This is a genomic window from Hominimerdicola intestinalis (assembly GCF_054655215.1).
The window spans coordinates 111,670-125,447 of sequence record NZ_BAAHNZ010000008.1 but is presented as its reverse complement, the minus strand read 5'-3'; the positions used below and the strand labels follow the sequence as shown (position 1 = coordinate 125,447).

General features: G+C 44.4%; 12 protein-coding genes. 9 read left to right on the top strand and 3 right to left on the bottom strand.

Going from position 1 to position 13,778, the window contains the following annotated elements; translation table 11 throughout:
• From ACYQ0H_RS08575 to cls, 7 genes are all read left to right on the top strand, one after another.
• On the top strand, nt 1-203 hold a 203-nt coding region (locus ACYQ0H_RS08575; RefSeq protein WP_459811965.1), incomplete at its 5' end, for a fibronectin type III domain-containing protein.
• A gap of 89 nt (nt 204-292) precedes the next feature.
• A complete protein-coding gene (locus ACYQ0H_RS08570) occupies nt 293-832 on the top strand; it encodes a hypothetical protein (protein ID WP_459812435.1) in 540 nt (179 codons plus the stop codon).
• 483 nt (nt 833-1,315) lie between these two features.
• Nucleotides 1,316-1,585 (top strand): ACT domain-containing protein, encoded by a 270-nt coding sequence (locus tag ACYQ0H_RS08565; RefSeq protein ID WP_459812434.1) that lies wholly within the window; start codon nt 1,316-1,318, stop codon nt 1,583-1,585.
• A gap of 21 nt (nt 1,586-1,606) precedes the next feature.
• A complete protein-coding gene (locus ACYQ0H_RS08560; RefSeq protein WP_459812433.1) occupies nt 1,607-2,962 on the top strand; it encodes a PFL family protein in 1,356 nt (451 codons plus the stop codon).
• Nucleotides 2,963-3,068: 106 nt separating this feature from the next.
• A complete protein-coding gene (locus ACYQ0H_RS08555; RefSeq protein ID WP_459812432.1) occupies nt 3,069-3,866 on the top strand; it encodes a sugar phosphate isomerase/epimerase family protein in 798 nt (265 codons plus the stop codon).
• Nucleotides 3,863-4,723, top strand: a complete 861-nt coding sequence (locus tag ACYQ0H_RS08550; RefSeq protein WP_459812431.1) for a histidinol-phosphatase HisJ family protein — start codon at nt 3,863-3,865, stop codon at nt 4,721-4,723. Before ACYQ0H_RS08555 ends, ACYQ0H_RS08550 begins: the two co-directional genes overlap by 4 nt.
• Nucleotides 4,724-4,857: 134 nt before the next feature.
• The gene (gene cls / locus ACYQ0H_RS08545; protein WP_459812430.1) at nt 4,858-6,411 is read left to right on the top strand and encodes a cardiolipin synthase; all 1,554 of its coding nucleotides are present in this window, start codon (nt 4,858-4,860) and stop codon (nt 6,409-6,411) included.
• A gap of 50 nt (nt 6,412-6,461) precedes the next feature.
• Here the strand turns inward: cls and ACYQ0H_RS08540 are convergent, their stop codons facing one another.
• A complete protein-coding gene (locus ACYQ0H_RS08540; RefSeq protein WP_459812429.1) occupies nt 6,462-8,543 on the bottom strand; it encodes an elongation factor G in 2,082 nt (693 codons plus the stop codon).
• A gap of 371 nt (nt 8,544-8,914) precedes the next feature.
• Between ACYQ0H_RS08540 and ACYQ0H_RS08535 the strand changes: the two genes are divergently transcribed.
• Entirely contained in the window at nt 8,915-10,261 is a 1,347-nt protein-coding gene (locus tag ACYQ0H_RS08535; protein ID WP_459812428.1) for an MATE family efflux transporter, read from the top strand.
• Nucleotides 10,254-11,594 carry a sodium-dependent transporter gene (locus tag ACYQ0H_RS08530; RefSeq protein ID WP_459812427.1) on the top strand — a complete coding sequence of 447 codons (1,341 nt, stop codon included), beginning with the start codon at nt 10,254-10,256 and terminating at the stop codon, nt 11,592-11,594. Before ACYQ0H_RS08535 ends, ACYQ0H_RS08530 begins: the two co-directional genes overlap by 8 nt.
• 134 nt (nt 11,595-11,728) lie before the next feature.
• Here ACYQ0H_RS08530 and ACYQ0H_RS08525 read toward each other — a convergent pair whose 3' ends face one another.
• Nucleotides 11,729-12,736 carry a biotin--[acetyl-CoA-carboxylase] ligase gene (locus ACYQ0H_RS08525; protein WP_459812426.1) on the bottom strand — a complete coding sequence of 336 codons (1,008 nt, stop codon included), beginning with the start codon at nt 12,734-12,736 and terminating at the stop codon, nt 11,729-11,731.
• A gap of 145 nt (nt 12,737-12,881) precedes the next feature.
• On the bottom strand, nt 12,882-13,685 hold the full coding sequence (locus ACYQ0H_RS08520) for a glycoside hydrolase family 25 protein (RefSeq protein WP_459812425.1): 804 nt from the start codon (nt 13,683-13,685) through the stop codon (nt 12,882-12,884).
• Nucleotides 13,686-13,778 lie beyond the last annotated feature (93 nt).

The following is a 13,778-nucleotide window of genomic DNA, read 5'->3' as shown; positions in this document are numbered from 1 at the left end:
GCTATAAGGTACAGCAGTCAAGCGACGGAGGGAAGACGTGGAAGACTGTAAAGCTGGTAAAGGGATCAGAGGAGCTAAAGATCAGAGGACTAAAAAGGAATACCTCGTATAAATACCGAGCGCTAGCGTACAAGTCAAACGGAGGAGGAACGAACGCCTTGGGAGCATGGAGCGGAGTAAAAACCGTCAGGACGAAGAAATAACTGAGAAGCCTTAGACCGCTTATTTCGGCAGATCGTAAATGATAACAAGCATAAGAATGTAAATTTGAAATATGTAGGGAGGGAGCGCAATGGATCTGTCACTAAAACTAAACGCCAGGCTTCAGCCAATACATAGATTTGAGTTGGAAGACGCTCTGCAGGAAATATTGGAGGAAAAACGGCTGGGTGAAGTCACCGGTGGAGGTACGGCTCAAAAGCCTGACGGGGAAATTGCATATTGCGAAATTGATATTCGTTTGTTCAGTAGCGAGACAGAGTGTGTAAAACGATTGGTGGAAGCGCTAAACAGAATAGGTATTCCCAAAGGTTCTGTTTTACAAGGCTCACAGACGGAGCTTGAATTAGGAATGCTGGAGGGATTGGCGTGCTATTTAAACGCCATTGATCTGCCTGCTGAAACTTACCGCACCTGCGATATAAATTATGTAATTGAACAAATGGAACACGCAATAGAAGGGATAGGAAGATTATATAGCTATTGGGAGGGAGATACATATACTGCCCTTTATTTCTACGGAATATCTTTTGCTGAAATGAAGAAAAAGATAGCGCCGTTTATTGCTGAATATCCCTTATGTCAGAAATGCCGTATAGAACAGATCGCTTAATTACCGTGTTTGTTATTGACTGACCGATATTTGAGCCTTTCTGTAACTCAGGCAGGATAAGACGGCTGAAAACGCTATTTCTATTATAACAACAAAAAACCTCCGCTCTTAACAGAACGGAGGCTTTTTGAGTGATCGCTCACTTTATATTATTATATGATGGAGAAAAAATAATATGTGGTCGGGACTTCAGGTATGTCTTTGCATATGCATTCAAGACTTATCGGCTCAATACCCGTTGCCGTAGGATTTCGCGTGTCGCTTAACCCTCGCGGCTCAGGCGTCCCTCTAACCTGTTGTTTATATGATACCCGTTCAATGTGACAGCTATATGACAGACGGCTGAAAAACGGAGGAGTATTTGCGGCTTACGGTAATATTATACGTTAATCAATTATTTATAATTTTTTGTTGGCAAACAGATAAAAATATGATATAATTATAAAGTATACATGATTATTAATGAAAGGCTGGTTATATATAATGAGAGCAGTAGTTACAGTTATTGGCAAGGATGCGGTTGGTATTCTTGCAAAGGTAAGTGCAAAATGTGCCGAGCATAACGCAAATGTAATAGAGGTTACTCAGTCGGTGCTTCAGGATATGTTCGCTATGATAATGCTGGTGGATATTTCTAAGCTAAGCTCTGATTTCTCTCAGATGGCGGACGATCTGACCGAGCTGGGAGATTCAATGGGTGCTAAGATCCATACAATGCATGAGGATATTTTTAATTGTATGCACCATATCTGATTTGAGAGGAATGTTTTATAGATGATAAATACATACGATGTGCTTGAAACGATACGAATGATACAGGACGAGTGCCTTGATATACGAACTATTACAATGGGCATTTCGCTTCTTGACTGTATAGACAGCGATATTGACAAGGCCTGCGATAAGGTTTACAGGAAAATTACTGAAAAGGCAAAAAACCTTGTATCCGTAGGCGAGGGGATTGAAAAGGAATTCGGTATCCCGATAATCAATAAGAGAATTTCGGTTACCCCTATCGCTATCGTTTCCGCCGCCTGCAAATGCTCTCCCGTACCTTTTGCAAAGGCTATGGACAGAGCCGCTAAGGACGTCGGCGTAAATCTTATAGGCGGTTATTCCGCATTGGTTCAGAAAGGATTTTCTGCGGGAGATACTGAGCTTATAAAGTCAATTCCGGAAGCCCTCAGCTGTACCGAGAGAGTATGCTCCTCGGTCAACGTCGGCTCTACTAAGACAGGAATTAATCTTGACGCCTGCAAAATGATGGGTAGGATAATTAAGGAATGCGCCGAGAGGACTGTGGACAGCGCCTGCTTCGGAGCGGCAAAGCTTGTGGTTTTCTGCAACGCCGTTGAGGATAACCCCTTTATGGCAGGAGCTTTTCACGGCGTAGGAGAGCCTGACTGCATGATAAACGTAGGAGTTTCAGGTCCCGGAGTTGTAAGAGCGGCTTTGAGAAAATACCCTGACGCAGATATTACGCAGATCGCCGATGTAATAAAGAAAATATCATATAAAATAACAAGGGTCGGCCAGCTGGTAGGCGTTACTGCTTCTGAAAGGCTCGGCGTTCCGTTCGGAATAGTAGACCTTTCGCTTGCTCCTACTCCGGCGGTTGGAGATTCCGTTGCGCACATTCTTGAAGAGATAGGACTTGAAAAGTGCGGAACTCACGGAACGACTGCGGCTCTTGCACTGCTCAACGACGCAGTTAAGAAGGGCGGAGTTATGGCCTGCTCCAGAATAGGCGGACTTTCGGGAGCGTTTATTCCGGTTTCAGAGGACGCAGGAATGATTTCTGCCGCAAAGGCGGGTACGCTTTCAATTGAGAAGCTTGAAGCTATGACCGCTGTCTGCTCGGTAGGTCTTGATATGATCGTTGTTCCCGGTGATACCGAGCCGGATACGCTTGCGGCAATTATTGCTGATGAGGCGGCTATCGGAATGGTAAACTGCAAGACCACTGCCGTAAGGGTTATACCTGCCGTCGGAAAGGACGTAGGCGACGAGCTTGACTGGGGAGGTCTTTTCGGCTGCGGTCCTGTTATGCCGCTTAAAAAGGAATCGCCCTCTAAGTTTATCAACAGGGGTGGACAGATCCCCGCTCCGCTTCATTCGCTAAAGAACTAAGCTTCGGCGGCCGCCGTTATTTGCCTGCGTCAGGGCGAATCAATACGGGCGGTCGCTTTTGTATCTGAGTGATACCGAAAAAACCATACAGAAGGAGAGGACAAAAATGAACTTATGTATAAATACCGGATTTACCGACAGGCTCTCATTTGAGGAAAGGCTAAGGCTGATAAGAGAAGCCGGCTTTGACAGCGTAATGATGAATTTCAAAACTCCCGCTGAGTTCCGCAGCGAGGTTGATATTATAAGAAAAAACGGTCTTAGGATCGAAAATATGCACTGTCCTTTCGGAAACGGTATGATGAACCGGCTTTGGAGTGATGAAAATCCGGCTCAGACACTTATGCTCATTCATTCCGCAATTGACTGCTGTTCGTTTTACGGTATTAAAACCCTCGTTGTTCACCCGTCGGACGGGTTCGAGCCGCCTTCGGTATCTCAATGCGGTCTGAAATATTTTCAGGGGATAGTAAGCTATGCCGAGAAGAAAAACGTTAGGACGGCCTTTGAAAATATTCAGCGGCCGGAATATCTTAAAACGCTTTTTGAAAGGCTTCATGGCGGAAATATCGGCTTTTGCTTTGATACGGGACATGAAAACTGCTTTTCAAAGGGAACAGATATGCTTTCCGAGTACAGAGAAAGGCTCTGCGCTCTGCATATTCACGATAATAACGGTGAGGCTGACAGTCATCTTATTCCGTTTGACGGAAATATTGATTTTTCAGAAACGGTAAAAAAGCTGTGCGCTCTTGATTACAGAGGCGCCGTCTCACTTGAGGTAATGACGGACAAATCAAGGCTTTACGACGCTCTTACACCGGAGCTTTATATAAAAAGGGCATATGCGGCGGCGAAAAGGCTTTCCTCGTATTTTAAAGCCGAAAAGGAGAATGACCAATGAATTCAAGGATCCTGACAGATATGCATACTCATACCTCCTTTTCGCCGGACGGTAAAGATTCATTGGAGCAAATGCTTGAAAGAGCGGCAGAGCTTGGACTTTCGGCGTACGCAGTTACAGATCACTGCGACTGCAATTACTGGTATTCGTCTGAGCGCTATTCCAAAGCCGCAGAAGAGGATTCTGATATGTTCGGAGCAGGAAAATACTCGGCAGAAAGTATCGAGGCTCAGTATAAGCTTAAAGAAAAATATGAGGGCAGACTGAATTTCCTATGCGGTATCGAGCTGGGACAGCCTTTGCAGGATATTGAAAATGCTGAAAAAACAGCTTCCGACAAACGTCTTGACTTTATAATAGGCTCTCATCATCAGAATAAGGGCAGTAAGGATTTCTATTTTCTGAGATATAATGAAATGCGGGAGGATGATATTTATTCACTGCTTGACTCGTATTTCGAGGAAATGCTTGAAATGTGCAGGTGGGGCAGATTTGACGTTCTGGGTCACCTTACCTATCCTCTGCGGTATATTGAGGGAGATTACGGAATAAAGACTGATATGAACAGGTACGGTGAAATAATCAGAGAGATATTCAGAACGCTTATTTATTCCGGAAAGGGTATAGAGATAAATACCTCGGGTTTAAGGCAGAAGTATAAAAACACTTTCCCTGATCTCGGGTATATAAGGCTTTATAGGGAAATGGGCGGAGAAATCATTACTGTAGGCTCGGACGCTCACAGAGTATGCGACCTTGCGGCAGGAACGGAAGCAGGGATACAGGCGGCAAGGGAAGCAGGCTTTGAATATCTGGCATATTTCAGGGAAAGGAAACCGCAGTTTATAAAGCTGTAAAACATTCAGCTGCATAATATAGGTGAAACGAGTAAAACTTATTTATTTTCCCGCTTGCAAAAAGAATTACGGCGTGCTATAATAGTTTTTACAGATTATAAAAAACGGCGTATGCCAAAGGGAAAGGAAATTCGATGACGAAGTTTTGGAAAAAGTTTGCGAATATAGTTTTTTCACAGCGAACAACTATTATTCTGCTGCTGCTTGCGCAGGTTCTTTTTCTGCTGTTTACATTTTTTCAGCTCAGCGAGCATTCCAGTGCGATCTATTATACTTTTACTGTTCTCGGACTTGCGCTTGCGGTATATATTCTTAATAAGCCTGAAAATCCCGCATATAAGCTGGCATGGATAATACCTCTGCTTGCAATACCCGTATTTGCGACGATTGCTTATTTTATCCTGTCAAATCAATACAGTACGAAAAGAGTACGCAACGCTCATATAAAAAAGTGTGCCGGAACAAAGCCTTTTTTAAGACAGGATCAGGATATTCTTACCGAGCTTAATATAGAGGACAAGAACGTATATCACCTTGCAAGATATGTTGATAAATACGGCGGATACCCTATCTATAAAAATACTACGGTAGAATATTTCAAGATAGGCGAGGAAAAGTTTGCCGCTATGGTAAGAGAGCTTAAAAAGGCTGAACATTTTATTTTTCTTGAGTATTTTATTATAGATCAGGGGGAAATGTGGAACGAGATCTATCAGATACTGGAGCAAAAGGCAAAGCAGGGAGTAGACGTAAGACTGCTTTACGACGGAATGGGTTCTCAGCATCTTTTGCCTATGAGATATGATAAAAAACTGGAAAAAGCCGGGATCAGATGTCATGTATTCAATCCCTTCAGACCCATGCTTTCTTCAATACAGAATAACCGCGATCACAGAAAGATCTGTGTTATAGACGGCCATACTGCGTTTAACGGAGGCGTCAATCTTGCAGACGAGTATATTAATCGTAAGGAACGCTTCGGACACTGGAAAGATACGGCTGTAATGATAAAGGGCGACGGAGTCTGGAATTTTACTATGATGTTTTTGCAGATGTGGGAAATAGTTGACGGCGAGGGACTGGCTTCTGATTATGATCAGTTTTTGCCGGATGATACCGTTCAGATACCAGAAAATGCGCCGGGATATGTTCTTCCTTACGGAGATTCCCCCCTTGATACCGAAAACGTCGGCGAGCTTGTATACCTCGATATTATCAACAGCGCCAGGGATTATGTTTATATTACAACGCCCTATCTTATACCGGATAACGAGATAGTAACTGCGCTTGGCTATGCGGCTAAAAGCGGAGTGGACGTTCGTATAATTACTCCGGGTATACCCGATAAATGGTATGTCAGATCTATCGGAAAATCCTATTACAGCGAGCTTATCGCTCTGGGGGTAAAGATCTATGAATACAACGGCTTTATACATGCGAAGAATTTTGTATCAGATGATAAAACTGCGGTCGTAGGAACGATAAACCTTGATTACAGAAGCCTGTATCTTCACTTTGAATGCGCTACCTATATGTACAAGGTTCCGGCAGTTATGGACGTAAAGGCTGATTTTCTTAATATTCTCGAGAAAAACTGCGTAGAGATAACCGTTCAGGACTGCGCTTCGCGTTCTCTGTGGAGCAGAATGGTTTCGGCGGTACTCAGAATGTTCTCTCCTTTGCTGTAAATAATAATTCGGGCAGCTGTCCTTTTGATAAGGATCGCTGCCCGTTGTTTTTAATCTATTCTGTTTTTTGCAATTACCTCTGCAACAAGGTTTGAAGGAAGCTGCTCGTATCTGATATGCTCGAAGGTAAATTCGCCTCTTCCCTGAGTCATCTGTCTTAGGGCAAGGGCAAAATCCTGCATTTCAGCTTCCGGTACTTCGGCGATGATCTCAGTATAGCCTTTTGCGTCCGAAGGGTTCATTCCAAGAACGCGTCCTCTGCGCTTATTAAGATCGCCCATGATATCTCCGGTATTTTCATCGGGAACGAGAACGCTGAGAGAGCCGATAGGTTCAAGCAGCGTAGGCTCAGCCTGAGGCATTCCTTCTCTGTACGCAATAGAAGCGGCTGTTTTGAACGCCATTTCAGAGGAGTCTACAGGGTGATATGACCCGTCTACAAGGATGGCTTTAAGACCTACTACAGGGAAACCTGCAAGAACGCCTTTTTTAACGCTTTCCTGAAGCCCCTTTTCAACTGCCGGAAAGAAGTTCTTGGGAACTGCGCCGCCGAAAACCTTTTCCTCAAAGATAAGCTCATCTGAAACGCAAGGCTCGAATTCGATCCAGACATCGCCGAACTGACCGTGTCCGCCCGACTGCTTTTTATGTCTGCCCTGAACTTTGACCTTTTTGCGTATCGTTTCTCTGTAAGCGACCTTGGGAACAGTAATGTCAACGTCAATACCGAAATCACTTTTCAGCTTTCCGGCAACTGAATCCAAATGCAGTCCTCCTAGGGTGCTGAGTATCATTTCGCCGGTATTTGGATCCTGCTTGTAGGAGATCGTCAGATCTTCCTCAAGAAGCTTTGAAACAGCTCCGGCTATCTTGCTTTCATCTCCCTGTCCCTTAGCCTTAACTGCCATTCTGTAGCAGGGCTTCGGAAACTCTATTGCAGGGAATTTTACAACTCTGGAAGGGTCGCATATCGTATCGTTGGTATTTACGTTCATCTTCATAGCGGCGGCAATATCTCCGCAGACCGCACGGGTAATTTCAGTCTGCTTTTTACCCGTAAGGCTTACAAGCTTACCAACTCTTTCGGTATTGCCTGTAGTTGCGTTGACTATTTCCATATTGGGGGAGATAGTTCCCGAATATACCTTCATAAATGACATTTTACCGACAAACGGGTCTGCTACGGTCTTAAATACGAATGCTGACAGAGGAGCGCTTTCGCTGCATTCGATCTCCACAGGCTCGCCCTTTGCGTCAACGGCTGTGATCGAAGCGTTCTCAGCCTGGTTAGGAAGAAGCAGGGAAATTTCCTTCAGCAGCATATCGACACCTGAAAGATCGGTTGACGAAACACAGGTTACCGGAGTAATTATACCCTCGTTCATTCCCTTGTGGATTCCGTCTGTCAGCTCTTTTTGCGTAAACGGTTCTCCTGAGAAAAACTTTTCAAACAAGGCTTCGTCGGTTTCTGCAACTGCCTCAGAAACAGCCTCGATAAGACCGTCTATACGGTATTCCATTTTTTCGGAAACTTCTGAAGTAGGCATTTCCGTTTCAACGGCGCTGCCCTTATCGTCGTATTTGTATGCTTTCATTTCAATAAGGTTTACATATGAAACGATTTTTCTGTCGGCTATAACGGGAACTACAACGGGACATACTGTAGGGCCGAACTCTGCCTTCAGCTGGGTCAGAACGTTGTTGAAATTTGCGTTGTCGTCGTCAAGCTTTGTTACAACGAACATAGTAGGCTTGCCGTATTTTTTGGCGGTATCGTAAGCCTTGCGGGTTCCGACCTTTACGCCTGATTTTCCGGAAACGGTAATAATAACCGAGCCGCCTGCATAAATTCCCTCTGTCATTTCTCCGGCAAAATCGAAAAGCCCCGGGGTATCGATCAGATTTATCTTAAAGCCGTCTCTTTCAAATGACGATAGTGAAGTGTACAGCGAGCATTTTCTCCTGATTTCCTCAGCCGTAAAATCGGATACGGTATTTCCGTCGGCGATCCTGCCAAGTCTGTCGGACGCCCCGCTCTTATATAGCAAAGCCTCGGTCAGCGATGTTTTGCCCGATCCGGCGTGACCTGCAATGGCAATATTTTTGATTTCAGTGCTGTCGTAGTTTTTCAAAACAGTTCTCTCCTTACGTTATTCTATTTGCAGATTATGTACTAATTACACAATAAAATTCAAACTGCATGGTATAATTATATACTATTTTCACATAAAACGCAACCCCTAATTTAAAAAAATCTTTCGTTATTATGAACAAAAAATGGGTATACCTTAAAGCAATATGCATAACAAGGTATTATTTATGAGGGCGTATGCCTTATATCGCAGTATAGTAATAGTAAATTAAAGCAGTATTATAGTATCATGCAATAGCGGAGGTAAAAATTTCGGCTTAATTTTTGTATAATTTTTTCATAGGTAAACTATTGTTTTTAATTAAAGAATGTGTTATCATAAATAACGAGATTGTTTTTTTGGGAGAATGAATGTTGTCTGATAAAAAAGGAATTGCCGGTATTCTGGCAAAGTATGTTTCGCTCAGTATACTTGGTATGCTGGGAATTTCCTGCTATATTATAGCCGATACTATTTTTATAGAGCGCGCAAAGGGTGCAGATGGTCTGGCGGCGCTTAATTTTGCGATACCGATGTTTAATGTAATGAACGCCGTGGGATTGATGACCGCAGTAGGCTGGTCTGTCAGGTTTGCCGTACAGAAGGGCGCCGGAAACGATAAAAGCGCAGACAGGACGTTTACACAGGGCTTTAAGTTTGCGGTTTTTGCAGGACTTGTTTTTGCGGTGATCGGTTTTTCGTTCCCCGATACTTTTGCCTCTGTTATGGGCGCAGGCAGAGGAACTGAAATCCACCGCCTTGCTTCACAGTATCTTAAAGTGCTGCTGAGCTTTTCGCCGCTGTTTATGCTTAACGCTCTGGTATCCTGTTTTATCCGCAATGACGGAGCTCCTCAGCTTGCAATGGCGGCAACGGTAGTCGGAAGCCTTTCTAATATACTGCTCGACTATATCTTTATTTTCCCTATGAATATGGGTATGTTCGGAGCAAGCCTTGCTACAGGCTTTTCTCCATTGATAAGTCTGTGCGTAATGTCGCTGTACTTTATAAAACGCAGAAACAGCTTTCGCTTTACAAGGGGCAGGACATATATCAGGGACGGCTTGAAAAACTGCTCTCTTGGTTTTTCAAGTCTGCTTGCGGAGCTTTCGTCAGGTATAGTCGTTTTCTGCTTCAATACGGTAATAATGAAAATCGAGGGAAGCGACGGAGTTGCGGCTTACGGAATAATAGCAAATACTGCTATTGTGGCAACGGCGGTATTCAACGGTCTTGCTCAGGGAATGCAGCCGCTTACCGGAAGATTTTACGGAGAGGGGAAAACCTCTTATGTAAAACGCTGCTATCGTATGACTGTATTAACAGGTGTATGCATTTCCGCTGTGATTTATGCCGTGGTTTTCCTGTTTACAGACGGTATAGCTGCAGCCTTCAACAGCTCGGGAGATCCGGATATCGCACGGCTCGCCCATAACGGTCTGAGGCTGTATTTTCCTGCGTTTCTGCCTCTGGGCTTCAATACGGTAACGGCGATGTATTATGCCTCGGTAAATAAGGCGGCGCCGTCGCTTGCTGTATCGGTTATAAGGGGTCTGGTGCTTATAGTTCCGGCAGTTTTTATTCTTCCGTATCTGTTGGGAATGAACGGAGTATGGGTATCGCTGTTTACGGCAGAAACATTAACTGCTCTGGGAGTAATAGCCTTTACCTTTATAAGGCAAAAAATCAAATTGAAAGAGTGTATTAAATATGAGTGATCACAAGACCGGATTTTCAAGCAAGCTGGGATTTATTTTCGCCGCTGCCGGCTCTGCGGTGGGACTGGGCAATATCTGGCGCTTTCCTTTTCTTGCGGCTAAGTACGGAGGAGGTATCTTCCTGCTTGTATATCTGATCCTTGCCGTTACCTTCGGCTTTGCGCTGATGGTTACGGAAATAGCTATAGGAAGAAAAACAGGCAAGAGCGCGGTAGGAGCTTTTTCGGCGCTGAGCAGGAAGTTTGCATTCGTCGGCTATATTGCCTCGGCAGTTCCTATGATAATATTTCCATATTACTGCGTGATCGGCGGCTGGGTAATAAAGTATCTTATGGTATATCTCTCGGGAAACGGTGCCAGTGCTGCCGCAGACGATTATTTCAGCAGCTTTATCGGTTCACCGGTCTCTCCGATAATTTTTACTGCGGTTTTTATATTTCTTACCGCTGTAGTAGTTCTTTTGGGAGTTCAGAAGGGAATTGAAAAGGTTAGCAAAATTCTTATGCCCGTACTTATTGTAATATCCGTCGGAATAGCCTTTTACAGCCTTACGCTTGACGGTGCGTGGGAGGGCTTTCTTTACTATGTAAAGCCGAATTTTGCTGACTTTTCTATAAAAACCGTAGTTGCGGCTATGGGTCAGCTGTTTTATTCAATGTCGCTTGCTATGGGAATAATGATTACCTATGGCTCTTATATGCGGAGGGAGGATAATCTTGAAGGCTCGGTCAGGCAGATAGAAATTTTTGATACAGCCGTTGCTTTTCTTTCGGGAATGATGATCGTTCCGGCGGTCTACGCATTTTCGGGAGGCGATAAGGAAGCCTTGAATCAGGGCGCAGGTCTTATGTTTGTTACACTTCCTAAGGTTTTCTCCACAATGTACGGAGGAAAGATAGTCGGAGCGGTATTTTTTATTCTGGTCCTGCTTGCGGCGCTTACCTCTGCGATCTCACTGATGGAAACAATAGTGTCTATATTCAGCGATAAGCTGAAGGTAAAGCGCTGGGTGATCTGTGTATGCGTAATGATAATATCTGCGGCAGTAGCTGTTCCGTCGTCGCTCGGCTACAGCATTTGGTCTGACTTTACTCTGCTGGGACGTTCTATCCTTGATTTCTTTGATTTTATCAGCAATAATATAATGATGCCGATCACCGCTCTGCTTACCTGTATTTTCGTAGCATTTATTATAAAGCCTAAAGCAATTGAAGAAGAGGTCGAACGCTCTGAGAAATTCAAGTCGAAAAAGCTTTACAGAATAATGATTTCGGTCGTTTGTCCGATTTGTCTTATTATAATTCTTATTTCTTCGATAATAGGTTATGTATAAGAATTTAACAGCTGCTTTGCAAGGTATTGATAAATAAAGCAGACGGACACCGGCCTTTCTGCTATAACGGCAGTATCCCGTTATAGCAGAAAGGCCGGTGTCCGTCTGCTGTTTTTATAAAATCAGTTAATCAGTTATAGATCCCCGCCGCCGTTGTGTTCCGGTACGGATCTTTTTACGCTTACTTCACCTGAGGAAAGCGCCTGTTCAGAGCCGTCTCCGAAGCTTACCAGAAGTCTGGCTCTGTCATCTATTCCGAGGACTCGGCAGGGCTTTGCTTCATTTTTAAACAATGCATAAGCGTTTTTTCCGATGAGCAGGGAGCGTTTGCGGTATTCGTCCAGCGTTTTTTCGGACATAAATCCGTCAGGAAGCGCTGAAAGCTCTCTTAGAATTTCTGCGGCAAGACGGTTTCTGAGGTTGCCGATTTTCCTGCTGCTGAATATCGAGGTCGCTGTATCTGAAAGTCCGTCTGGGAAATCGTCCTCAGGAGGCGTTATATTTACGCCTATCCCAAGAACAGCGTATTCAAGACCTCCGCTTTCAAAATCGATAGCGGCTTCCGTAAGTATACCGCAGACCTTTTTTTCGTCCAGGTATATGTCGTTGACCCATTTTATCTGAGCAGTCCGCTGGTGATCACAGCAGGTTTCGATCGCTCTTGAAACCGCTACCGCCGCCGACGTAGTAATAAAAAGTGCGTCCTCAACGTTCATGTGCGGCCGCAGTACAACAGAAAGATATAATCCGCTGTCGGGAGGCGAATAAAAGCTTCTGCCGAGCCTGCCCTTTCCCGCGGTCTGCTGCCGTGCGATAAGAACATAGCCTTCCGGACAGCCCTGCTGTGCAAGCTCTTTTAATACGGTATTTGTTGAGGTCACGCTTTGCTCAACGTTTATTATATAATCAGACTGTCCCAAGATCGCTTCTATCCCCTGAACCGAAAGACTGCTTTCATCAGCAGGAATACAGTAGCCGCCGTTCCTTACCGCTTCTATCCCTGTTCCGCCGCTTCTCAGTTCTTCAACGGCTTTCCATACGGCGTTTCTTGAAACCTCCAGGCGTTTGGCTATTTCCGCCCCCGATATATGCGCTCCTCTGTTTTCTTCAAGTATACAAAGTACCTTATCCTTTAGTTTCATAGCGTATCTCCGTTTCGCAATAATTAGTTATTGATATTTATTATACCACGCTGCGGATATTTTTTCAATATAAAATACTGTAGGAGCAGTCAGATTCGCTCCTACAGTAAAAATATAACTATAACAAGGTACTGAACCGAAGAAATTAAGTCAAGCTTCTTCTGCGGTTCATTTCGCTTATTATCGCCGGATAATCCTTCAGCGATACGTCAAGATCGCAGTCGCCTCTTATTCCCTCGACCCGTCCTCGGAAGGAATACTGGTGTATCCCGTAGGGTATTGAAGGAGTCTGACCTATAGAAGCCGCCCATATATCATATCTGCGGCGCACTTCCTCATTCAGCAGGCTGATAAGGAAATCCTCATAGGAGTATATCATTACATAATAGCCCTCTCTCTCAATTCTTGAGCAGAAGGCTTCGGCAATTTCCGATACCCGTTCTCTTCCAAGCTCCGCCTGAGAACGTTCTTCTATATCAAAAGCTATCGGATATTTTAGATCCTTTCCCCGTATAAGCTCCAGCATAAATTCCGCTTCTCTTACCGCTTCCTCCTTGTTCAGCGCAAGCGAGTACAGATAAGCTCCCGTATTTATCCCTGCTTTGACTGCGCCTCGGTAATTTTCCTCAAAACGTTCGTCGCGTTCAAGTCCGTAAGCCGCTCTGAGCATAGTAAAGCTTCCGTTTCTGTCACGTTTTACCCTGTTCCATTCAATAACTCCCTGCCAGGAAGATACGTCTGTACCATAATATCTGCCGTCCTCACGGCCGGTGTTGAAATCCTCTCTTATTTCTCTGCGCCGTCTGCATATCTCGTCTGCGTTGGTTCTTGCGAATTCCTCAAGAAATTCTCTTGAAAGTCCCGTAGACGCCTCAAGATTTGCAATAGACGAGCCTCTTGCAAACGCATGAATAAGCTGTTTTTTCATTTCATTCGTTATTTCTTCCATATAAGTTCCCCCCTGCGTCATTATATGCGTCAAGGTAACAGCTTGTTCAGCAAAGAAACCTCGAATATTTGTTCTTGACATTTGCGAGAAAAT